21 protein-coding genes and 1 riboswitch are annotated in these 22793 nt (G+C 70.7%); of the genes, 15 read left to right on the forward strand and 6 right to left on the reverse strand.

The window, feature by feature from the left end; all coding sequences use genetic code 11:
• Positions 1-64 precede the first annotated feature (64 nt).
• Both EV284_RS15350 and EV284_RS15355 read right to left on the reverse strand, forming a co-directional pair.
• Positions 65-1675 (reverse strand): hypothetical protein, encoded by a 1611-nt coding sequence (locus tag EV284_RS15350; protein ID WP_130334269.1) that lies wholly within the window; start codon positions 1673-1675, stop codon positions 65-67.
• Between the two features lie 129 nt (positions 1676-1804).
• On the reverse strand, positions 1805-1999 hold the full coding sequence (locus tag EV284_RS15355) for a hypothetical protein (protein WP_130334271.1): 195 nt from the start codon (positions 1997-1999) through the stop codon (positions 1805-1807).
• A 131-nt stretch (positions 2000-2130) separates the two neighbouring features.
• Between EV284_RS15355 and EV284_RS15360 the strand changes: the two genes are divergently transcribed.
• On the forward strand, positions 2131-3105 hold the full coding sequence (locus EV284_RS15360; RefSeq protein WP_130334273.1) for a carbohydrate kinase family protein: 975 nt from the start codon (positions 2131-2133) through the stop codon (positions 3103-3105).
• Positions 3106-3223: 118 nt separating this feature from the next.
• Here the strand turns inward: EV284_RS15360 and EV284_RS15365 are convergent, their stop codons facing one another.
• A complete protein-coding gene (locus EV284_RS15365; RefSeq protein WP_130334275.1) occupies positions 3224-4600 on the reverse strand; it encodes a cysteine desulfurase/sulfurtransferase TusA family protein in 1377 nt (458 codons plus the stop codon).
• A 366-nt stretch (positions 4601-4966) separates the two neighbouring features.
• Between EV284_RS15365 and coxB the strand changes: the two genes are divergently transcribed.
• From coxB to EV284_RS15385, 4 genes are all read left to right on the forward strand, one after another.
• Positions 4967-5917: a cytochrome c oxidase subunit II gene (coxB, locus tag EV284_RS15370; RefSeq protein ID WP_030807581.1), complete on the forward strand. Its 951-nt coding sequence runs from the start codon at positions 4967-4969 to the stop codon at positions 5915-5917.
• Positions 5914-7647 (forward strand): cytochrome c oxidase subunit I, encoded by a 1734-nt coding sequence (gene ctaD / locus EV284_RS15375; protein WP_130334277.1) that lies wholly within the window; start codon positions 5914-5916, stop codon positions 7645-7647. The genes coxB and ctaD overlap by 4 nt, the downstream gene beginning before the upstream one ends.
• The gene (locus tag EV284_RS15380; protein ID WP_130334279.1) at positions 7644-8042 is read left to right on the forward strand and encodes a cytochrome c oxidase subunit 4; all 399 of its coding nucleotides are present in this window, start codon (positions 7644-7646) and stop codon (positions 8040-8042) included. The genes ctaD and EV284_RS15380 overlap by 4 nt, the downstream gene beginning before the upstream one ends.
• Before the next feature lie 160 nt (positions 8043-8202).
• Positions 8203-9465, forward strand: coding sequence for an Ig-like domain-containing protein (locus EV284_RS15385; protein WP_130334281.1), 1263 nt, complete (start codon positions 8203-8205; stop codon positions 9463-9465).
• A gap of 53 nt (positions 9466-9518) precedes the next feature.
• Here EV284_RS15385 and EV284_RS15390 read toward each other — a convergent pair whose 3' ends face one another.
• Positions 9519-9920, reverse strand: a complete 402-nt coding sequence (locus EV284_RS15390; protein ID WP_130334283.1) for a response regulator transcription factor — start codon at positions 9918-9920, stop codon at positions 9519-9521.
• Between the two features lie 145 nt (positions 9921-10065).
• Here EV284_RS15390 and EV284_RS15395 point away from each other — a divergent pair, with 145 nt between their 5' ends.
• The 6 genes from EV284_RS15395 (at position 10066) to EV284_RS15420 (ending at position 17213) form a co-directional block, all read left to right on the forward strand.
• Entirely contained in the window at positions 10066-10686 is a 621-nt protein-coding gene (locus tag EV284_RS15395; RefSeq protein WP_030810341.1) for a heme-copper oxidase subunit III, read from the forward strand.
• 60 nt (positions 10687-10746) lie between these two features.
• A complete protein-coding gene (locus tag EV284_RS15400) occupies positions 10747-11559 on the forward strand; it encodes a c-type cytochrome (RefSeq protein ID WP_130334285.1) in 813 nt (270 codons plus the stop codon).
• Entirely contained in the window at positions 11556-12614 is a 1059-nt protein-coding gene (locus EV284_RS15405) for a Rieske 2Fe-2S domain-containing protein (RefSeq protein WP_130334287.1), read from the forward strand. The genes EV284_RS15400 and EV284_RS15405 overlap by 4 nt, the downstream gene beginning before the upstream one ends.
• Positions 12611-14248 (forward strand): cytochrome bc complex cytochrome b subunit, encoded by a 1638-nt coding sequence (locus tag EV284_RS15410; protein ID WP_130334289.1) that lies wholly within the window; start codon positions 12611-12613, stop codon positions 14246-14248. The genes EV284_RS15405 and EV284_RS15410 overlap by 4 nt, the downstream gene beginning before the upstream one ends.
• A gap of 149 nt (positions 14249-14397) precedes the next feature.
• On the forward strand, positions 14398-15462 hold the full coding sequence (gene trpD, locus EV284_RS15415) for an anthranilate phosphoribosyltransferase (protein ID WP_130334291.1): 1065 nt from the start codon (positions 14398-14400) through the stop codon (positions 15460-15462).
• Positions 15463-15571: 109 nt separating this feature from the next.
• Positions 15572-15688: riboswitch (SAM riboswitch) on the forward strand.
• Between the two features lie 169 nt (positions 15689-15857).
• Complete coding sequence (locus tag EV284_RS15420) at positions 15858-17213, forward strand: aminotransferase class V-fold PLP-dependent enzyme (RefSeq protein ID WP_130334293.1); 1356 nt, start codon at positions 15858-15860, stop codon at positions 17211-17213.
• 178 nt (positions 17214-17391) lie between these two features.
• Here the strand turns inward: EV284_RS15420 and EV284_RS15425 are convergent, their stop codons facing one another.
• Positions 17392-17673 (reverse strand): Lrp/AsnC ligand binding domain-containing protein, encoded by a 282-nt coding sequence (locus EV284_RS15425; RefSeq protein ID WP_031179902.1) that lies wholly within the window; start codon positions 17671-17673, stop codon positions 17392-17394.
• Complete coding sequence (locus EV284_RS15430) at positions 17670-18440, reverse strand: rhomboid family intramembrane serine protease (protein WP_130334295.1); 771 nt, start codon at positions 18438-18440, stop codon at positions 17670-17672. The genes EV284_RS15425 and EV284_RS15430 overlap by 4 nt, the downstream gene beginning before the upstream one ends.
• A 165-nt stretch (positions 18441-18605) precedes the next feature.
• Here EV284_RS15430 and EV284_RS15435 point away from each other — a divergent pair, with 165 nt between their 5' ends.
• From EV284_RS15435 to EV284_RS15450, 4 genes are all read left to right on the forward strand, one after another.
• The gene (locus tag EV284_RS15435; protein ID WP_130334297.1) at positions 18606-18845 is read left to right on the forward strand and encodes a hypothetical protein; all 240 of its coding nucleotides are present in this window, start codon (positions 18606-18608) and stop codon (positions 18843-18845) included.
• Between the two features lie 63 nt (positions 18846-18908).
• Positions 18909-20252, forward strand: a complete 1344-nt coding sequence (locus tag EV284_RS15440; protein WP_130334299.1) for an NYN domain-containing protein — start codon at positions 18909-18911, stop codon at positions 20250-20252.
• A 210-nt stretch (positions 20253-20462) separates the two neighbouring features.
• A complete protein-coding gene (locus tag EV284_RS15445) occupies positions 20463-21503 on the forward strand; it encodes a C40 family peptidase (protein ID WP_130334301.1) in 1041 nt (346 codons plus the stop codon).
• Positions 21504-21728: 225 nt separating this feature from the next.
• Positions 21729-22733: a C40 family peptidase gene (locus tag EV284_RS15450; RefSeq protein ID WP_207229041.1), complete on the forward strand. Its 1005-nt coding sequence runs from the start codon at positions 21729-21731 to the stop codon at positions 22731-22733.
• The last annotated feature ends 60 nt before the right edge of the window (positions 22734-22793 follow it).

A 22793-nucleotide genomic window follows, 5' to 3' on the forward strand; every position in this document is an offset into this window, starting at 1 on the left:
AGCCGCGACACGACGGCGGCGGTCCCTCCAGGCGAGGGACCGCCGCCGTCGTCGTGCGCGGGCGTCAGCGGGACAGCGGGCTCTCCTTCGCCGCCGGCACCCGGTCGCCGTCGGCGCCGACCACGGCGCGGTCCCCGAGGGGCGCGTCCAGGGAGACGGTCCGGACGTACTCCTTGCCGATCGCGACGCAGTTGCCCGGCCGGCGCCGCTCGGTGACCGTGACCGTCACCCGGTCCGCGCTCTCCCGCGCCGCCGCCCGGTACTCGGCGCACACCCCGCCCGTGAAGCGCACGGTCAGCTTTTGGCCCTCGGCGCGGTAGCCCGCCACCGTCACCCCGCGCTCCTTCGGCGCCTCGGCCGAAGGGGCGGGGGAGGCGAGGTACTTCGGGTCGAGGGCCGGATGCGCCACCATGAAGCCGCCGCGGGCCGCCGAGCCGCGCACCTCGAACAGCCAGGACGGTACGAGGGCCTGGCGGCCGTCCACCGGCTGCGCGGCCAGCCCGAACACGGCCTTCTCGACCGTCACCGCAGCGCCCTCCGGTGCGGCGGGAGAACCGGTGGACGCTCCGCACGGCTGCTCCAGGCGGTCCTTCAGCGGCACCGGGCTCGCACACCCGCCGATGCCCATCCGGTGACCTCCGGCCGGCTGCCCGTTCATCAGCCGCACCGTGTCGGCCGCGCCCAGCACGGGGTACGTGTCGCCCTTCGTGAGCCGCGCCAGCATGCCGTGGCCGCCGACGACGGTGCCCTTCTCGTCCACGGTCAGGCCGGTCGTCCAGCCGTAGGTGGGCAGACCGTCGACCACCGGATCGGCGTTCACCACCCGGTGGCCGCCCATCACCTGGCTCGCGTCGAGCTTCGCGTCGTCCTGCCCGAGCGCCTTCAGCACCGGCCGCGCCACCCGCTCCGCCTCCGCCGTGCCGACCGGCTCGTCCGCCGGGGCGGCGGGGTCCTGCGCACAGACGGTGATCTTGCGGCAGTCGTCGGTGCCGGGCGCGTAACGGGTGTACGACCAGTCGGCGCCGGTGACCCGGAGGACCGGCCCGCCCTCCCGCTCTCCGGCCCGCCAGCCCCCGCCGTCGGCCACGGGGGTGCCGTCGATCCCCAACGCCTTGGCCAGGCGGGCGACTTCGTCCTTGCCGGCCTTGTCGTCGGCGAGGTGGACGGGGGCGGAGCGGGGACCCTCGGGGAGGTCGCCCTCGATGACGTAGTGCACGGTGCCGTTCGGGTCGGGCTCGCCGACGGCGATGCCGGGGGAGCCGGTACCGGGCTTGGCGTCCAGGGCGAGGGGCGGGGGAGCGCCCTTGCCCGCGGCCCCGGCCTGCTTGCCGTCGGACCCCGCTCCGGAGGCCAGCCAGGCGCCCCCGCCGCCGACGAGCAGGACGGCGGCGGCGACGGAGGCGACGATCGCGGCGGTACGGGGGCGGCCGGCGGGAGCGGGAGGGGCTTCCTCACCCGTCCGGGCCTCGGCGGTCTCGGTGATCTCGGCGGGCTCTTTGGCCCCGGCGGTCTCGGCGGGCTCAGCGGCCTCGGTGGCCCCGGTGGTCTCCGAGGACGCGGCAGGCTCTTCCGCCGACAACTGCTCCGGCACCGGCACGGACGCCGACGCCTGCTCCGGCGAAGGCTCCGGCCCGGACTCCGACCGGTCCGGGTTCTCGGGTCGCTCCTTGGTCACCGCATCGCTCCTCGCTGCTCGTGCCCCGCGTCTCCCGGGCGGGGGACGGCGGTGGGACGCGCGAGGGGGGCGCGCGGTTCCCTTCCGCGCGCCCCGGCGAAGAACCTCGTCGAACCGCCGGAGGCAGCCTCAGTCGCCGTAGTCCGACATCGCGTCCACCAGCCGTGCCGAGCGGGCCGGCACCCGGACGCCGTGGATCAGCGAGGGCGGGACCGGGCGGGAGGCCGGGTGCGCGGGCGGCGCCCAGTGGGGGGCCATACGGGCGCAGTCGCCGCGCAGCGCGGGGAGGTCCACTTCGAGGTCGTCGGGCCTGAGGTTCGTCATGAGCGCACCGTAGGCACGGCAGGGCCGGGGAAGAAAGATCTACTATCGGGTAGTTTTCCCCGCTTCAGTGGCTGCCCGATTACGGGTAGCGTGAACTGTCAGCTCCCCCTCCCGCCAGGAGAACGCCTGCCGTGCGCATCGCAGTCACCGGCTCCATCGCCACCGACCACCTCATGACCTTCCCCGGCCGCTTCGCCGACCAGTTCGTAGCGGACCAACTGCACACGGTCTCGCTCTCCTTCCTCGTCGACAACCTGGACGTGCGCCGGGGCGGCGTGGGCGCCAACATCGCCTTCGGCATGGGCCAGCTCGGCACCCGGCCGGTCCTCGTCGGCGCCGCGGGCTTCGACTTCGACGAGTACCGCTCCTGGCTCGACCGCCACGGCGTGGACACCGAGTCGGTCCGTATCTCGGAGACCCTGCACACCGCCCGCTTCGTGTGCACCACCGACTCCGACCACAACCAGATCGGCTCCTTCTACACCGGCGCCATGAGCGAGGCCCGGCTGATCGAGCTGAAGACGGTCGCCGACCGGGTCGGCGGGCTGGACCTCGTGTTGATCGGCGCGGACGACCCCGAGGGGATGCTCCGGCACACCGAGGAGTGCCGGTCCCGCGCGATCCCGTTCGCCGCGGACTTCTCCCAGCAGATCGCCCGTATGGAGGGCGAGGAGATCCGGATACTGCTGGACGGCGCGACCTACCTGTTCTCCAACGAGTACGAGAAGGGGCTCATCGAGTCCAAGACCGGCTGGAGCGACGAGCAGATCCTGGCGAAGGTCGGGCACCGGGTGACCACGCTCGGCTCCCGGGGTGTGCGGATCGAGCGGGTCGGTGAGGACCCCATCGAGGTGGGCTGCCCGGACGAGGAGCGCAAGGCCGACCCCACGGGTGTCGGCGACGCCTTCCGGGCCGGGTTCCTTTCCGGGCTTGCCTGGGGTGTCTCGCTGGAGCGCGCGGCCCAGGTCGGATGCATGCTGGCGACGCTCGTCATCGAGACCGTGGGCACGCAGGAGTACCAGCTCCGGCGGGCGCACTTCATGGACCGCTTCACAAAGGCGTACGGCGAGGACGCCGCTGCCGAGGTTCGTGAGTACCTGAGCTGAAATCCGCCTCGACGGGTCCGTGGTTCGCCGCGGGCCCGTTCGGGCCGGTCGCGCCCACGCGGCGGAGCCGCAGATCCAGTACAGCCCCGCGCCCCTGATCTCCGCGAGCCCCTCCCGGTCAGCTCACCCGGCGGACGATGTAGGCACTGCCTCGCTCCGCCGCCTCCTCGCCCACGTACTCCTGGCCCCGCATCTCGCACCAGGCCGGGATGTCCAGGCGGGCCGCCTCGTCGTCGGACAGGACGCGGACCGTGCCGCCCACGGGGACCTCGCCGAACACCTTGGCCAGCTCGATCACCGGGATCGGGCAGCGCTTGCCGAGGGAGTCGACCACCAGCTCCGCCGCGCGTTCCTCCACCCGGGGCTCCGGAGCGCCGAGCTGGGAGCGGACGCCCGCCACCACACCCGGCAGCACCTCCAGGAAACGGTCGACCTCCTCCGACGCCACGCCCGGCGGCAGCGACACCCGGACATTGCCCTCGCTCAGTACGCCCATCGCCTTGAGCACATGGCTCGGGGTCAGGGTGCCGCTGGTGCAGGAGGAGCCGGAGGAGACGGAAAAGCCGGCCCGGTCCAGCTCGGTCAGCAGCACCTCGCCGTCGACATAGAGGCAGGAGAACGTGACGATCCCCGGCAGCCGCCGCTCCGGATCGCCCACCACCTCCACGTCCGGCACCGACCGCGGCACCCGCGCCCGGATCCGCTCGGTCAGCTCCCGCAGCCGCACCGCCTCGGCGTCGGCCTCGGCCCGTACCGCCCGCAGCGCGGCCACCGAGGCCACGATCGCCGGGATGTTGCCGAAGCCGGAGACGCGCCCCGACTCCCTTTCCTCGCCCGGCCCCTGGGCCGCGAAGCGGACGCCCTTGCGCACCACCAGCAGGCCCACGCCCGTGGGACCGCCCCACTTGTGCGCGCTGGCCGTCAGCAGCGACCAGCCCTCGGGCACCGGGCCCCAGCCCAGCGACTGGGCCGCGTCCACCAGCAGCGGCACCCCGGCCGCCCGGCACGCCCCGGCCACCTCGGCCACCGGCTGCACGGTGCCCACCTCGTGGTTGGCCGACTGCAGACACGCCAGCGCGGTGTCCGCCCGCAGCGCCTCCGCGTACGCCGACGGGTCCACCGCTCCCGCCCGGCTGACGCCCACTCGGGTGACAGCACCGCCCCCGGCCTCGAACGCGTCCGCCGAATGGAGGACCGAGGAATGTTCGACCGCTGACACGATCAGGTGACGTCCGACGCGCCGCCGCCCGGCCAACGCCCCCGCCACACCGTCGTGCACGGCCCGTGTCCCGGACGACGTGAACACCACCTCGTCCGCGCGGCACCCCACCGCCTCGGCCGCCGCCTCCCGGGCCGCGTCCAGCAGCAGCCGCGCCCGCCGCCCCTCCCGGTACAACCGGCCGGGATCGGCCCACCCCTCGTCCAAGGACGCCAACAACGCCTGCCGCGCCACAGGATGGAGCGCACCGCCAGAAGCCACATCGAAGAAAGCCACAGCTCAACGTTAGAACGAGACCCCGCTGTCCCGGCCCGAGGGGCGCGGGGCTGTGTCCATGTGCGGCTCCGCCGCGGGGCGCGGCAAGCCCGAGCGGCGCCGCACAAACCCCCAAACCGGAACATCAACGGCGATTGGCCCCCCGGTAACACCCCTCGGAACGACCCGACGACGCGTATGCCCCCCTCCCCGCGAACCGCCGGAGACCGTCGGCTAGGGTTTGGTCCGCATAAACATCCAAACCCCTGCCCGACGCAGGGCGGCGACCGACCAGCGAGAAGGCCGCAGCCGACCGCGCGGGCGAGACTCTCGGGAAGGCGCTACGTGAGTCCCAACGGCTCCGACCTCCCCCTTCGCCCGAAAGGCGTGGGCGGTACCCCCAAGCCGCGGCGCGCGACGCGGCGGAAGCTGCTCCAGGCACTGACCGCGGGCCTGGTCCTTGCGACCGCGACCGGTTGCACATACAAGGACTTCCCCCGCCTTGGCATGCCCACCCCGACCACGGAAGAGGCTCCCCGCATCCTCTCCCTGTGGCAGGGCTCGTGGGCGGCCGCGCTCGCTACCGGCGTGCTGGTGTGGGGCCTGATCCTGTGGAGCGCCATGTTCCACCGGCGCAGCCGCACCAAGGTCGAGGTTCCGCCGCAGACGCGGTACAACATGCCCATCGAGGCGCTGTACACGGTGGTTCCGATCATCATCGTCTCGGTGCTCTTCTACTTCACCGCGCGGGACGAATCGAAGCTCCTCAGCCTGGAGAAGAAGCCGGACGTCACGGTCAACGTGGTCGGCTTCCAGTGGAGCTGGGGCTTCAACTACATCGAGAACGTGCCGGGTTCCACCGGTGACGCCAAGAAGGACCCGAACCTCGCGGCCATCCCCACGCGGTTCGTGGACCAGTTCCCGGCCAACGCCGGTGGCGTCTACGACGTCGGTACGCCGGGTACGCGGAACCCGCAGACCGGCAACCCCGGCCCGACGCTGTGGCTGCCCAAGGGCAAGACGGTCCGCTTCGTGCTGACCTCGCGTGACGTCATCCACGACTTCTGGGTCGTGCCCTTCCTGATGAAGCAGGACGTCATCCCGGGCCACACCAACGCCTTCCAGGTGACTCCCAACAAGGAGGGCACCTTCATGGGCAAGTGCGCGGAGCTCTGCGGCGTCGACCACTCCCGGATGCTGTTCAACGTGAAGGTCGTCTCCCCCGAGCGGTACGAGCAGCACCTCAAGGACCTCGCCAAGAAGGGGCAGACCGGTTACATTCCCGCCGGCATCGCGCAGACGAGCCACGAGAAGAACCGGGAGACGAACAACCTGTGAGCATCCTCAATGAACCCCAGGGTGCCGGCGCGACCGAGGACTCGAACGACAACGAGTTGTTGATCCGGCGCAAGCAGCCCGGCAACGTCGTGATCAAGTGGCTGACGACCACTGACCACAAGACGATCGGCACGCTGTATCTGGCGACGTCGTTCGCGTTCTTCCTCATCGGTGGCGTGATGGCGCTGCTCATGCGTGCCGAGCTGGCGCGCCCGGGCATGCAGATCATCTCCAACGAGCAGTTCAACCAGGCGTTCACGATGCACGGCACCGTGATGCTGCTGATGTTCGCGACGCCGCTGTTCGCCGGTTTCGCCAACTGGATCATGCCGCTGCAGATCGGCGCGCCCGACGTGGCGTTCCCGCGGCTGAACATGTTCGCCTACTGGCTCTACCTGTTCGGCTCGACCATCGCCGTGGGTGGCTTCCTCACCCCGCAGGGCGCGGCCGACTTCGGCTGGTTCGCCTACTCCCCGCTGTCGGACGCGGTCCGCTCGCCGGGTGTCGGCGCCGACATGTGGATCATGGGTCTGGCCTTCTCCGGCTTCGGCACGATCCTCGGCTCGGTCAACTTCATCACCACGATCATCTGCATGCGCGCTCCGGGCATGACGATGTTCCGCATGCCGATCTTCGTGTGGAACGTGCTGCTGACCGGTGTGCTGGTCCTGCTGGCCTTCCCGGTGCTGGCCGCCGCGCTGTTCGCCCTGGAGGCGGACCGCAAGTTCGGTGCCCATATCTTCGACGCCGCCAATGGCGGGGCCCTGCTATGGCAACACCTCTTCTGGTTCTTCGGCCATCCAGAGGTGTACATCATCGCGCTGCCGTTCTTCGGCATCATCTCCGAGATCATTCCGGTGTTCTCGCGCAAGCCGATGTTCGGCTACATGGGCCTCATCGCGGCCACGATCGGCATCGCCGGTCTGTCCGTGACGGTGTGGGCGCACCACATGTACGTCACCGGCGGTGTGCTGCTGCCGTTCTTCTCCTTCATGACGTTCCTCATCGCGGTCCCGACCGGTGTGAAGTTCTTCAACTGGATCGGCACGATGTGGAAGGGCTCACTGTCCTTCGAGACGCCGATGCTGTGGACGACCGGCTTCCTGATCACCTTCGTCTTCGGTGGTCTGACCGGTGTCATCCTGGCCTCGCCGCCGATGGACTTCCACGTCTCGGACTCGTACTTCGTGGTGGCGCACTTCCACTACGTGGTGTTCGGCACCGTGGTGTTCGCGATGTTCGCCGGCTTCCACTTCTGGTGGCCGAAGTTCACCGGCAAGATGCTGGACGAGCGGCTCGGCAAGATCACCTTCTGGACGCTGTTCATCGGCTTCCACGGCACGTTCCTGGTCCAGCACTGGCTGGGCGCCGAGGGCATGCCGCGCCGGTACGCCGACTACCTGGCGGCCGACGGCTTCACCGCGCTGAACACGGTCTCGACGATCGCCTCGTTCCTGCTCGGCCTGTCGATCCTGCCGTTCCTCTACAACGTGTGGAAGACCGCCAAGTACGGCAAGCCCGTCGAGGTGGACGACCCGTGGGGCTACGGCCGTTCGCTGGAGTGGGCGACCTCCTGCCCGCCGCCGCGGCACAACTTCCTCACCCTGCCGCGGATTCGCAGCGAGTCCCCGGCGTTCGACCTGCACCACCCCGAGATCGCCGCGCTGGAGCAGCTTGAGCACGCCGGTCACGGCGCCGCCATCGCGGGCAGCAAGGAGGCCGGCAAGTGAAGATCCAAGGTCGGATGTTCTTCTGGCTGAGCGTCTTCGTCCTGGTCATGGCCGTCGTGTACGGCGTGTGGTCGAAGGAGCCGGCCGGCACCACGGCGCTCTTCCTGGCCTTCGGCCTGTGCATCATGATCGGCTTCTACCTGGGCTTCACCGCCCGGCGGGTCGACGCGGGCGCGCAGGACGACAAGGAGGCCGACGTCGCGGACGGCGCGGGCGAGCTGGGCTTCTTCAGCCCGCACAGCTGGCAGCCGCTGTCCCTGGCGGTCGGCGGTGCGCTGGCCTTCCTGGGCATCGCGGTCGGCTGGTGGCTGCTGTACTTCTCGGCACCCCTGATCGCCATCGGCCTCTTCGGCTGGGTGTTCGAGTACTACCGCGGTGAGAACCGCACCCAGTAGGCGGCACGGCGACACAGCGCAGGACGCGGCGGGAGCCCGGACACTCCATCAGGAGGGTCCGGGCTCCTCCCTTTGCCGCGGTGTCCGTTTGCCGCAGTGTCTGTCCCTCGTACGGGTTACGTGCCGAGCCGGTGAGGTCTTCGTCTCATAGCGTGATCATATGAATCACACTGCGCGGACCCGCACCGTGGTCAGCTCCGCCATGCTGGTGGCCGCCCTCGGCGCGGGCGTCACCGGCTGCGGCTCGGACGGCAATGCCCTGTCGTCCAAGCCGTACGACGCGGCCGACCAGATCGTCTTCAACGCGCCCACCGACAAGGCGAAGCAGGTCGATCCGGACAAGCCCCTCGAGGTCACGCTCAAGAGCGGCGAGGGCCGGATCACCGACGTCACCGCCATGGACGCCACAGGCCGCTACGTGGCGGGCGAACTCGCCGCCGACGGCGGACGCTGGCACAGCACCTCCCCGCTGGCCGCCGACGCCCATTACACGGTCCGCGTGAGCACCGAGGACGAGGACGGCGCGCCCGGCCGCAAGGTCCTCGACTTCGACACCACCAAGACGGCGAGCAAGAAGAGCCTGGGTATCACCTTCGGGCCCGAGGCGGGGGAGTACGGCGTCGGACAGCCCGTCGTCGCCAACCTCGACCAGCCCATCAAGGACAAGGCCCAGCGGGCCGTGGTGGAGAGCGGGCTGCGGGTGGACTCCGTACCGGCCGTGCAGGGGTCCTGGTACTGGGTCAGCGACAAGGAACTCCACTACCGGCCCAAGGAGTACTGGCCCGCCCACGCCACCGTCCAGGTGCGCAGCAACCTCGACGGGATCAAGATCACCGACCGGCTGCGCGGTGGCAAGAGCAAAGACCTGAAGATCACCATCGGGGACAAGGTGGAGGCCATCACCGACGCCGCCACCCACCAGCTCACGTTCTACAAGAACGGCCAGGTGCTCAACACCATCCCCGTCACCACCGGCAAGCCCGGCTTCGAGACCCGCAACGGCGTCAAGGTGGTCCTGGAGAAGCAGTACTTCGTACGGATGCGCGGCACCACCGTCGGCATCGCCGAGGGCAGCTCCGACTCGTACGACCTGCCGGTGTACTACGCCACTCGCGTCACCTGGTCGGGTGAGTACGTGCACGCGGCGCCCTGGTCGGTCGGCTCTCAGGGCTACGCCAACGTCAGCCACGGCTGCACCGGCATGAGCACCGGGAACGCCGAGTGGTTCTTCGACCACGTCCGCGCCGGCGACGTCGTGAAGGTCGTCAACTCGGGCGGCCACGCCATGGAGGACTTCGGCAACGGCTTCGGCGACTGGAACCTGGACTGGAAGAAGTGGGGCACCGGCAGCGCCCTCTCCGGGGCCGCCCAGAACGGTTCCGCGCCCAGGGACTCCGTACGCCTGCGCCCCGCCGCCGCATGACGCTCCGGGGTGCGGGAGCCGGGCGGGTCCCCGCACCCCTTCAGCGGGCCGTTCTAGGCGTTCTGGAGGTGCTTGCGGCGCAGCAGGGAGGCCAGCGCCTCCGCGAACTCCATCGGGTCGACCGGCAGCGTCACCGCCGCGTCGGCCCGGCTCCAGGTCGCCAGCCAGGCGTCCTGGGGACGGCCCATGAGCAGCAACACCGGGGGAGCGCCGAAGACTTCGTCCTTGATCTGGCGGCAGACCCCCATGCCGCCCATGGGCACCGCCTCGCCGTCGAGCACGCAGACGTCGATGCCGCCCCGGTCCACCTCGCGCACCACGGCCTCGGGCGTGGCGCACTCGACGAACTCCACCAGCGGCACGTCCGGGGCCGGCCGGCGTCCGGCGGCGAGCCGTACCTGTTCGCGGGTGTTGGAGTCGTCGCTGTACACCAGCACGGTGGCGGTCGGCTGCATGCTTCCTCCGAGACGTCGGCGTCTTGCGGACAGGCCATTGTGGGCCGGATGCTACTCCTCCGGACAGCACGTCAACACCGGTACGACAGGCGAAGACACTCCGAACGGCACCCCCGGAGTGAGGGCGAGATAAGCGACCGACATAATGTCGGTCGTGGCGACAGCAACGACAGTAGATACCGGGCACGCGCACCCGTCGGTCAACCGGCCGAACCTCACCAGCGTCGGAACCATCATTTGGCTGAGTTCCGAGCTGATGTTCTTCGCGGCCCTCTTCGCGATGTACTTCACCGCTCGATCGGTGACCGGACTGGATCACTGGAAGGAGATGGCGCACGCGCTGAATGTGCCCTTCTCCGCGACGAACACCACGATCCTGGTGCTCTCCTCCCTGACCTGCCAGCTCGGCGTGTTCGCCGCCGAGCGCGGGGACGTGAAGAAGCTCCGCGGATGGTTCATCGTCACCTTCGTGATGGGTGCGATCTTCATCGGCGGACAGATCTTCGAGTACACGGAACTGGTGAAGAAGGACGGCATCTCGCTGTCCTCCGACGTCTACGGCTCCGTGTTCTACCTGACCACCGGCTTCCACGGCCTGCACGTGACGGGCGGACTCATCGCCTTCCTGCTGGTCCTCGGCCGCACCTACGCGGCCAAGAGGTTCACTCACGAGCAGGCGACCGCCGCCATCGTCGTGTCCTACTACTGGCACTTCGTCGATGTGGTCTGGATCGGCCTCTTCGCCACGATCTACTTGATCAAGTAGCGGGCAAGACCCGCACATCCAGAAGCACCGACGCAGAAGATCCTGACACCGGGGTAATCCGTGAAAAAGCTCTCCGCACGACGACGCCATCCGCTGGCGGCGGTCGTCGTCCTACTCCTCGCGCTGGCGGCCACTGGGGGGCTGTACGCCGCGTTCGCGCCCGCGGGCAAGGCGCAGGCCGATGAAACCTCCCAGTCCCTGACCATCAAGGAGGGCCAGAAGCTCTACGAGGTCGGCTGCGCAAGCTGCCACGGCACCGGTGGCCAGGGCTCCTCCGACGGCCCGAGCCTGGTCGGCGTCGGCGCCGCCGCGGTCGACTTCCAGGTCGGCACCGGCCGGATGCCCGCCTCCAGCTCGCAGATGGCCCAGATCCCGGCCAAGAAGCCGATCTACACCCAGGCCCAGATCGACCAGCTCGCCGCGTACGTCGCGTCGCTGGGCGCCGGCCCGAACGTGCCGACCAAGGAGCAGTACTCCAAGGACGGCGCGGACATCGCCAAGGGTGGCGAGCTGTTCCGCACCAACTGCGCGCAGTGCCACAACTTCACCGGCAAGGGTGGTGCCCTGACCAAGGGCAAGTACGCGCCGAGCCTTGAGGACGTCGCGCCCAAGCACATCTACGAGGCCATGCAGACCGGCCCGCAGAACATGCCGTCCTTCCCCGACACCACCATGACGGAGAAGAACAAGAAGGACATCATCGCGTACCTGAACGCGGTCAACAGCAGCGAGACCGAGAACCCCGGCGGCCTTGAGCTGGGCGGACTCGGCCCGGTCAGTGAGGGCCTGTTCGCCTGGATCTTCGGCCTCGGCGCGCTGATCGCGGTCGCCGTCTGGGTCGCCGCTCGGACCGCAAAGGCCAAGAAGTCATGAGTAGCCAAGACATTCCAGAAGAGAACCTGCCCGCCGCGCAGGACCACCCGCACGGCTCGGTGAGCGTCGCGGACGAAGAGACCCCGTTCGCCGATCCGGGCATGCCGCCGCACGAGCACCGTGCGCAGGACATCGACGAGCGGGCCGCCAAGCGGTCCGAGCGCGCGGTCGCCCTGCTGTTCACGATCTCGATGCTGGCCACCCTCGGCTTCATCGCGTCGTACGTGACGATCCCGCACGACAAGTCGATCTTCGTCTTCCCGATCGGTCACATCAGCGCGCTCAACTTCGCGCTCGGCCTGACCCTCGGTGTGGCGCTGTTCTGCATCGGCGCGGGCGCCGTCCACTGGGCGCGCACCCTGATGTCCGACGTCGAGATGGTGGCCGAGCGCCACCCGATCGCGGCGGAGCCCACGGTCCGCGCCCAGGTCTTCGACGACTTCCGCCAGGGAGCCGCCGAGTCCGGCATCGGCCGTCGCAAGCTGATCCGCAACACGATGTTCGGCGCGCTGGCCCTGGTGCCGCTCTCCGGCGTCATGCTGCTGCGCGACCTCGGTCCGCTGCCGCACAACTCGCTCCGCCACACGCTGTGGGCGAAGGGCAAGCTCCTCGTCAACGTCAACACCAACGAGCCGCTGCGTCCCGAGGACGTGGCCGTCGGCTCGCTGACCTTCGCCAAGCCCGAGGGCCTGGAGGAGACGGACGAGGACTTCCAGAACGAGATCGCCAAGGCCGCCCTGATGATCGTCCGGCTCCTGCCGAACGACATCAAGGACAAGCAGGAACTGGCCTGGTCCCACGAGGGCATCGTCGCGTTCTCGAAGATCTGCACCCACGTGGGCTGCCCGATCTCCCTGTACGAGCAGCAGACGCACCACGTGCTCTGCCCGTGCCACCAGTCCACCTTCGACCTCTCCGACGGTGCCCGAGTGATCTTCGGCCCCGCCGGTCACGCCCTGCCGCAGCTCCGCATCGGTGTGAACGACGAGGGCTACCTCGAGGCGCTCGGCGACTTCGCGGAGCCCGTCGGTCCTGCATTCTGGGAGCGCGGATGAGTACTGAAGCGAACGAAGCCCCCCGCTCGCGCGGGAAGGCGCCGGCCGGCGAGCGCGTCGCCGACTGGGCGGACGGCCGGCTGGGGATCTACTCCCTGGCCAAGGCCAACATGCGCAAGGTCTTCCCGGACCACTGGTCGTTCATGCTGGGCGAAGTCTGCATGTACAGCTTCCTCATCATCATCCTGACCGGTGTGTACCTGACGCTGTTCTTCCACCCGTCGATGAACGAGGTGGAGTACCACGGCAGCTACGTCCCGCTCCAGGGACAGCTGATGTCGGAGGCGTTCAACTCGACCCTGCACATCTCCTTCGACGTGCGCGGGGGTCTGCTCATCCGGCAGATCCACCACTGGGCCGCGCTGATCTTCCTCGCGGGCATGTTCGTGCACATGATGCGCGTGTTCTTCACCGGCGCGTTCCGCAAGCCGCGTGAGGTCAACTGGCTGTTCGGCTTCCTGCTGTTCGTCCTCGGCATGTTCACCGGCTTCACCGGTTACTCGCTCCCGGACGACCTGCTCTCCGGCACCGGTGTGCGCTTCACCGAGGGCGCGATCCTGTCCATGCCGATCGTCGGCACGTACATCTCGTTCTTCCTCTTCGGCGGGCAGTTCCCCGGTCACGACTTCGTGGCCCGGTTCTACTCGATCCACATCCTGCTGCTGCCGGGCATCATGCTCGGCCTGATGGTGGCGCACCTGATCCTGGTCTTCTACCACAAGCACACGCAGTTCGCGGGTCCGGGGAAGAAGGAGACCAACGTCGTCGGCATGCCGCTGCTGCCGGTGTACATGGCCAAGGCCGGAGGCTTCTTCTTCCTGGTCTTCGGTGTCATCGCGGTCATCGCGGCCATCACGCAGATCAACCCGATCTGGGCGATGGGCCCGTACCGGCCCGACCAGGTCTCCACCGGCGCCCAGCCCGACTGGTACATGGGCTTCGCCGAGGGTCTGGTCCGGTACATGCCGGGCTGGGAGATCAACTTCTGGGGCCACACGCTGGTCCTGGGCGTGTTCATCCCGCTGGTCCTGTTCGGTGTCGTGCTGATGGCCATCGCCGTCTACCCGTTCATCGAGTCCTGGGTCACCGGCGACAAGAGCGAGCACCACATCCTGGACCGCCCGCGCAACGCCCCGACGCGTACCGCGTTCGGCGTCGCCTGGGTCACGGTGTACATGATCGGTCTGGTCGGCGGTGGCAACGACCTGTGGGCCACCCACTTCCACCTGTCGATCAACCAGGTCACCTGGTTCGTCCGGATCTTCTTCTTCGCCGGACCGGTGATCGCGTTCATCGTCACCAAGCGGATCTGCCTCGGCCTCCAGCGCCGGGACAAGGACAAGGTGCTGCACGGCCGCGAGACCGGCATCATCAAGCGCCTGCCGCACGGTGAGTTCATCGAGGTGCACGAGCCGCTCAGCCAGGATCAGCTCCACACCCTGACGGCCCACCACCAGTACGAGCCCGCCGAGATCGGCCCCACGGTCGACGAGAACGGGGTCGAGCGCAAGGTGAAGCCCACCGAGCGGCTCCGGGTCAAGCTGTCCAACGCCTACTACGGCAAGGACAACCAGATCCCCAAGCCGACCGTCGACGAGTACAAGGAGATCACGAGCGGCCACGGCCACCACTGATCCCCGCGCGCGTCGCCACGCCACGGCCGAAGGGCCCCGTCCGGAACACCGGCGGGGCCCTTCGCCCTGTTCTGGCTGGATAGGGTGGGAGCGGGCACCCCGCGTGCCCCGGAACACCTGTTTTCCTCTCTCACACCCAGGAGCGGCTGATGAGCGCTGTGACCCCCGCTGGAGGCGACACCGCGGCGGGCCGTTCCTGGCCCGAGGTACTGAACGCCCTGCTGGAGGGGCGGGACCAGAGTGCCGACGCCACCGCCTGGGCGATGGACCGGATCATGCGCGGCGAGGCCACGGACGCCCAGATCGCGGGCTTCCTGGTGGCGCTGCGGGCCAAGGGCGAGACGGTCGAGGAGATCACCGGGATCGTCCGGGCGATGTACGACCACGCCAATGTGATCGAGGTGCCCGGCCGGACCGTCGACATCGTCGGCACCGGCGGGGACGGCGCCAAGACGGTGAACATCTCCACGATGTCCTCCATCGTGGTCGCCGGCACCGGCGCGAAGGTCATCAAGCACGGCAACCGGGCCGCGTCCTCCGCGTCCGGCTCCTCGGACGTGCTGGAGCGGCTCGGGGTGAACCTGGAGCTGACGCCCCGGCGGGTGGCCGAGGTCGCGGAGGAGGCGGGGATCACCTTCTGCTTCGCGGTCAAGTTCCACCCGGCGCTGCGTCATGTCGGCGCCGCCCGCGGCCAGCTCGGCATCCGCACGGTCTTCAACGTGATCGGTCCGCTGACCAACCCGGCGCGGGTGCGCTCCCAGGCGGTGGGCGTCGCCAACCTGGCCATGGCGCCGATCGTCGCGGGCGTCTTCGCCGAGCGCGGGAACTCCTCGCTGGTCTTCCGGGGCGAGGACGGGCTGGACGAGCTGACCACCACCTCGCCCTCGCGGGTGTGGATCGTGCGCGGCGGCAAGGTCACCGAGGAGGTCTTCGACCCGAGGGACGTCGGCATCGAGCTGGTGCCGGTGGACGCGCTGCGCGGCGGCGACCCGGCGTACAACGCCATGGTGGCCCGCAAGGTGCTGGAGGGCGAGCGGGGGCCGGTGCGGGACGCGGTGCTGCTGAACTCGGCGGCGGCGCTGGTCGCGCTGGACCCGACCGAGGAGCCGCTGGCGGACCAGCTCCGGGCGGGCATGGCGAGAGCGGCCGAGTCCATCGACTCCGGGGCGGCGGCGCGCACGCTGGAGCGGTGGGTGGCCGCCAGCAACCGGTAGGAGTCCCTTCTTCCGGCGGGGCGGGGAGCGGTCGCTCTCCGCCCCGCCGGTGTTCCGGCATCCGGACGGCGGTTGCGCCACGCCCGCCGTCCGGCTAGCTTCCTGATCAGGTCATGAGCGACAGCCATGCGGCCCCGGCCGGCTGTCCGGCAACCCTCCGTCCGTGGCGGGGTGCTCCGGGTGAGGACCAGGCCGTAGCCCAGAAGGTCTACGGCAAGCGCGGACCCCTCGATAACCAGGGGTCCTGGTCGTACGAGGGAGCTTTTTCCGTGAGCAAGCGAATGCGATAGGGCCGCCGAGCCCCGCCTCCGCGCACCCCCTTTCACCCTTCCTCCGGTGCCGCGTCCGCATGCCCTGCGCGCGGTGACTCCGGCCTGCCTCACGGGAGTTCAGCCATGTCCGTCTCCACCGCCTTCGCCCCCGCCCCCGCCCCCGCCGACGTCGTCCCCGCCCCGCTGCCGGTGCTCGGGCGGGACGTCCGCGTGCCGCTCGTCACCGGGGGAGAGGTCGGCTACGCCGCGCTCGACTACGCCGCCAGCGCCCCCGCGCTCCAGCGGGTCTGGGACGACGTCGCCGCCTACGCCCCCTACTACGGCAGCGTGCACCGGGGCGCCGGGCACCTCTCGCAGCTCTCCACCGAGCTGTTCGAGAACGCCCGCCGCACCGTCGCGGAGTTCCTCCACTGCCGGGACGACGACCAGGTGGTCTTCACCCGGTCCACCACGGACTCCCTGAACCTGCTGGCCCGCGTGCTGCCCGCCGGGTGCGAGGTGTTCGTCTTCGAGACCGAGCACCACGCCGCGCTGCTGCCCTGGCGCGAGGCCGACGTGACCTTCCTGGACGCCCCGCGCAGTCCCGAGGCGGCCGTGCAGACGCTGGAGCGGGCCCTCGCCGCCCGGGACACCGCGCGCCCCGCGCTGGTCTGCGTCACCGGTGCCTCCAATGTCACCGGCGAGGTGTGGCCGGTGCGGGAACTGACGGCCGCCGCGCACGCCTCGGGGGCGCGGATCGTGCTGGACGCGGCCCAGCTGGTGCCGCACCAGGCGGTGAGCGTGCGCGAGCTGGACGTCGACTGGATCGCGTTCTCCGGGCACAAGCTGTACGCGCCCTTCGGCTCCGGGGTGCTGGCCGGGCGGGCGGACTGGCTCTCCGCGGCCGAGCCGTACCTCGCGGGCGGCGGCGCCAGCCGCACGGTGGCCCGGCGGGCCGACGGCTCGGTGGCGGTGGAGTGGCACGAGGGCGCGGCCCGGCACGAGGCCGGTTCCCCCAATGTGATCGGCGCCTACTCGATCGCCTCGGCCTGCCGGGCGCTCGCCGAGGCCCGCCCCGAGGTGCTGGCCGCCCGTGAGCGGCACCTGCTCGGACTGCTCCGCTCGGGCCTCGCCGAGGTGCCCGGGGTGCGGGTGCTTTCGCTGTTCGGCGACGACGCCCCGCGCGTGGGCGTGCTGTCCTTCGTGGTGGAGGGCTGGAACAGCTCCCACCTCGCCGCCGCGCTCTCCGCCGAGTACGGCATCGGCGTCCGCGACGGCCTCTTCTGCGCCCACCCCCTGGTGCACGCCCTGCTCGGCACCGGCGCCGCCGAACAGGCCGGCTGCGGCACCGGCACCCTGAACGCCGTCCGCGTCAGCTTCGGCGCGGGCACCCCGGACGAGCACGTCACCCGCTTCGTGACGGCGCTCCGTGAACTGGTCACCCGGGGCGCCCGCTGGACCTACCGCACGGAGAACGGCCGCTGCGTGCCGGAGAGCTGAGCCCGGGCCGGGCGGCCGGCGCCGGTGCGGCGGGGGAGAGAAGTGAGAGGAGCGGCGCCGGCCCGGCCGGTACCCGGAGACCGCCGTCGGCCTGGCGGCGGCCCGACGGGGCACACGGCCCGCCGCGGGCAGGAGCCCGGCGGCGCCGAGCGGGATCGCGCGGCCGCCCCCGGAGGGGCTAGCTGTCGAGGCCGATGGCGAAGGCCGCTTCCAGGTCGTGCTGGGAGTAGGTGCGGAAGGCGACGTGGGTGTCGGTGCCCTCCACGCCCTGGATCTTGCTGATGCGGCCGGGGATGACCTCCGCGAGGTCCTCGTGGCGGGCCACGCGGACCATGGCGATCAGGTCGTAGGTGCCGGTGACGGAGAAGACCTCGCTCACGCTCTCCAGCGCGGCGATCTGCTCGGCGATCTCCGGAATCCGGTCCACGCTGGTCTTGATCAGGACGATCGCGGTGATCACGGCTGGTTCTCTCCCTTGGACGCCGTAGCCGGGGCGGCCCCAACTCTAGCCCCGCCCGGCCCGTCCTTCTCGCCCTGCTTCCGCCCGTACCTGAGCCAGGCGTAGCCGAAGCCCAGGCAGAAGCCGATCACATGGGCGAGGTAGGCGACGCCGGGGCCCTCGGGCGCGCGGCCCGCCGCGTACCACTGCAGCCCCGCCCAGAAGGGCAGCACCACCCATGCCGGGAAGCGCAGCGGGAGGAAGAAGAGGAACGGGAGGAGACTGGTGACACGGGCCCGCGGAAAGAGGTGGAGGAAGGCGCCGAGGACCGCGGAGATGGCCCCCGAGGCGCCGACCAGGGACTGCTCGGAGTCCGCGTTGGCCAGCGCGTACCCGAGCAGGGCGAGGTAGCCGCAGCCGACGTAGAAGAGGGCGAACTCGACGCGGCCCATCCGTTCCTCGGTGAGCACGCCGAAGACGAAGAGGAACAGCATGTTGCCGAGCAGATGTACCCAGCTCCCGTGCACGAACAGCGCGGTCACCGGGGTGAGCGCCTCGCGCACCGGCTCCGCGAGGAGCCCGGCCGGGATCACCCCCCAGTGCCGGAAGTACGCCCGCTGCGCCGCGAGCAGCGCGTCCCCGGTGCCGTACGTGTGGGTGAAGCCGGAGGCCGGGCCCAGCAGGAAGATCAGGCAGCACAGGGCGATGAGGCCGTACGTCAGCGGCGCCGGGGTGCCCCGGACCGCCCTGACGGTCCGGGCGGCGGTCGTGCTCCACTCTCTGATCATGAATACAGAGCATGACGTAACCGGACGCACCGGTACAGACCGCCTCGCCGCTTCGGACAGGCGGGCGGCGAACACCCGGCAGGCCGTAGGGTTACGGCCACACGCGCCGGGACCCCGGCGCGCCGTAAGTCCGCCGGACGCGACGAGAAGGAAGCGAGCTGCGCCATGACGGTTCCTCCGCCGACCGCCACGACACGCTGGCGCTGCACCCTGTGCGGCAACCTCACCCGGTTCGACGTGACCCGTTCCTCCAGGGCCGTCGAGTACGTCCACCTCGACCTGGCCGGGGAGCCGACCGTCGAGGAGCGCGAGGTGGTCAGTGAGACCATCGAGTCGGTCCGCTGCCGCTGGTGCAACGCGGTGGACCAGGTGGAACTCGTGGACAGGCCGGGCGCCGCCTCCTGAGGGCGGGGCGGTCCGCGCGGGATCGGGCAGGTAACGGGCATGTCGGGCATTGGGGTGCGACGGATGGTGGAGACCGCGGGCGGGGGGCCGGAGGACGGCACCGCCGAGGTGCTTGACCGTCCGCTGCCCGACGGCGTGCGGCGCCGGGTCGTGGGAATCGTCTCGGACGCCTTCGGCGCCCTGACCCTGGCCGAACTGCCCGCCCCCCTGCGGCAGTACGCCCGGTTCACACCGAACCGGCGGGCCAAGTTCGCCGGGAACGCGATGGCCGCCGCGCTGGAGACCGAACGTCTCTTCCGGCAGCGGATCGCCGAGCGCTACAAGGAGACCCAGCCCGAGCTGTGCGGCGCGCTGGAGGCGGGCTCACCGCCCCCGGCCGCCGACCCCCTCGACGTCGCGGCCGCCGCCTACGTGCTGCGCCCGCCCGGCTGGGCCAAGCTGGTCGCCGCGGCCGGCGAGGAGGCCCAGCGCGCGGACGCCGAGCGGGTGGACGAGGAGAGCCGCGCCGAGCTGGAGAAGCTCCGCGAGGAACTGGAGCGGGCCCGCGAGCACGCCCGTGCCGAGACCGCCCGGCTGCGCGCCGAGCTGGACGCGGCCAAGAGGGAGGCCGACGCGCTGCACCGCAAGCTGCGCTCGGCCCTGAGCGACGTCAAGCGCGGGGAGGCCGCGCTGCGCAAGGAGCGTGCCGAGACCGAGTCCGCGCGGGCCGAGGGTCAGGCGGCCGTCTCCGCCGCCGAGAGCGAGTCCCGCCGGCTCAAGACCCGCCTGGGCGAGTCGGAGGCCGCGCTGGAGGCGACCCGTCGCGCGGTCCGCGAGGGCCGCAGCGTGGAGGACATGCGGGTACGGCTGCTGCTCGACACCGTCCTGGAGGCGGCCCAGGGGCTGCGCCGTGAACTCGCCCTGCCGCCGGTGTCGGTGCGTCCGGCCGAGACCGTGGACGCGGTCGAGCCGGGCCGGATGACGCCGAAGGACATCGCCGCCCGCGCCCTGTCCGAGCACGACCCGGCCATCGTCGACCAGTTGCTCGCGCTGCCGCAGGCCCACCTGGTGGTCGACGGCTACAACGTCACCAAGACCGGCTATCCGCAGATGCCGCTGGAGAAGCAGCGCCTCAGACTGCTCGGCCAGCTCTCCGCGCTCGCCGCGCAGACCGGCGCCGAGGTCACCTGTGTCTTCGACGGCGCCGAACTGGCCGCCCCGGTACTGCTCGCGCCGCCGCGCGGGGTGCGGGTGCTGTTCTCCAAGCCGGGCGTGACGGCGGACGAGCTGATCCGCCAGCTCGTGCGCGCCGAACCGCCGGGCCGGCCGGTCATCGTCGCCTCCACCGACCGCGAGGTGGCGGACGGCGTCGCGCGCGCCGGAGCACGCCCCGTGGCCTCTGCGGTACTTCTCAAGCGACTGTCCTGAACGCCCGACCGACGTGTGACCTGCCCCAATTGAGGGCTTCTGTGGGCGACGGAAAGTCAACCTCCTGTCACGCCCGGTGCGTTGAGTGCAAAATATGCAGGGAGGGACTGGATTTTTTGCTGTGAGGATTTGAACTGATCACAACTGGGTCACTAGGGTCGGTTCGAACCTCCGAGCGGGTGATCACTCACAAGAAGGAGTTCCTCCTCCGTGGCGTCCCATCGTCGACCCAAGCAGCCGAGCCGGACGCGTGTCACCGTGCTCACCACCGCGGCGGCAGCCGCCGTCGCGCTGAGCGCGAACGCGGCCAACGCGGCCCCGAGCGAGAAGCCGGGCAAGACCGAGGTGAAGGCGCAGGTCGACAAGCTCTACGAGCAGGCCGAGCAGGCCACCGAGAAGTACAACGGCGCCAAGGAGAAGCAGGAGAAGCTCCAGAAGGAGATCTCCACGATCCAGGACGACGTCGCCCGCGGCCAGCAGGACCTCAACAAGCTGCGCGACGGCCTCGGTTCGCTCGCCACCGCCCAGTACCGCAGCGGCGGCATCGACCCCTCGGTCCAGCTCTTCCTCTCCGCGGACCCGGACGACTACCTCGACAAGGCGTCCACGCTCGACCAGTTGAGCGGTCAGCAGGTCGAGGCGCTGAAGAAGATCCAGGACAAGCAGCGCGAACTCGCCCAGGAGCGGGCCGAGGCCACCGAGAAGCTCAAGGACCTCGCCTCCACCCGCACCGAGCTGGGCAAGAAGAAGAAGGAGGTCCAGGGCAAGCTGGGCGAGGCGCAGCGCCTGCTCAACACCCTGACCGCCAAGGAGAAGCAGGCGCTCGCCGCCGAGCAGCAGCGTGCCGACCGCTCCTCCAGCGAGCGCGTCCAGCTCGGCCACGCCGTCCCCGCCTCGGGCCGCGCCGGAGCCGCGTTCTCCGCCGCCCAGAGCAAGATCGGCACCCCGTACGTCTACGGCGCCACCGGCCCCTCCTCGTACGACTGCTCGGGTCTGACCTCCTGGGCCTACGCCCAGGCCGGTGTCTCCATCCCGCGCACCTCGGAGGCGCAGGCCAACATCGGCACCCGGATCTACTCCACGAGCGACCTCCAGGTCGGCGACCTCGTCTTCTTCTTCAACGACATCCACCACGTCGGTCTCTACGCGGGCAACGGCCAGATCCTGCACGCCCCGCGCACCGGCACGGTCGTCCGCTACGAGTCGATGAGCACCATCGGCGGCCCGTTCATGTTCGGCGTCCGCGTCTGACACCCTCGCCACACCCGCCCGAACGGGCGAATCACGGCACCGCGCGACCCCTGGCGCCCCGCCGCTGACCTGCGTCGGCGCCGGGGCGTCACCGTGTGTGCGCACGGCGGTCGTTGGCCGGTGGGTGCCGCTGCGGCTACTGTCTGGCGCGTTTCCCCGGCACCGAGGGCCCCCGCCCGTCCGCGCGCGGGGGAACGGTTCCCGTCGTCCAGGGGAAGGACCGCCGTGGCGTCCCATCGCCGTCCCGCAACATCCGGATGCGACCGGGGCGCGGCCGCCCTGTGCGTGCTGTCGGCCGCGGCCGCCGCCCTCGGCGCCGTACCCGCCGCCCACGCGGCGCCCCGCGACGGCGCCCGCGCCGAACTGGACCGGCTCTACGCCCAGGCCGAGCGTGCCACCGAGGACTACGACCGGGCCGACGAACGCGCGGACAGGCTGCGCCACGAGGTCCGTGACGCCCAGGACCACATCGCCCGCACCCAGCAGCGGGTCAACTCCCTGCGGGAGCAGCTCGGTTCGCTGGCCGGAGCCGAGTACCGCTCCGGCGGCATCGACCCGGCCGTCGCCCTGCTGTTCTCCTCCGACCCCGACGACTACCTCGACAAGGCGTCCGTCGTCGACCGCGTCGGCACCCGTCAGGCCGGGCAACTGCGCGAACTGAGCGGCGCCTTGCGCGACCTCGCCCAGGAGCGGGCGGAGGCGGAGGCCAAGCTCGGCGACCTGGAGCGCAGCCGCAGGGCGGTCGCCGCGCACAAGCGGAAGGTAGGGGAACGCCTCATCCGTGCCCGGCGTCTCTTCGACTCGCTGTCCGCCGCCGACCGCGCCGACTACAACCGGTCCTCCCGCTCCGGCCGCCCCGACCTCACCGGCCTCGGCGACCTCGACCCCCGTGCCGCCGCCGCCCTCGCCGCGGCCCGCTCCGCCCTCGGCCGGCCCTATGTGTGGGGCGCCAACGGGCCCTCGGGCTTCGACTGTTCGGGCCTGATGCAGTGGTCGTACGCCAGAGCGGGGGTCCAGCTCCCGCGCACCTCGCAGGCCCAGCGCGACGCCGGACACCGGGTCCCGCTCTCCCAGGCCCGCCCCGGCGACCTGGTGATCTACCGTTCCGACGCCAGCCATGTGGCCATGTACGTGGGCGACGGCCAGGTGATCCACGCGCCCCACCCCGGCGCGGCGGTGCGCTACGACCGGGTCGGCATGCTGCCGGTCTCCGCGGTGACCCGGCCCTGAGCCCTGCCCGCACCCCGTACGATCGGACGGTGGCCGGCCGGGACGGAGCGTGGCGAGCAG

It is taken from the genome of Streptomyces sp. BK022 (assembly GCF_004217355.1).
Lineage (GTDB): Bacteria > Actinomycetota > Actinomycetes > Streptomycetales > Streptomycetaceae > Streptomyces > Streptomyces griseoluteus.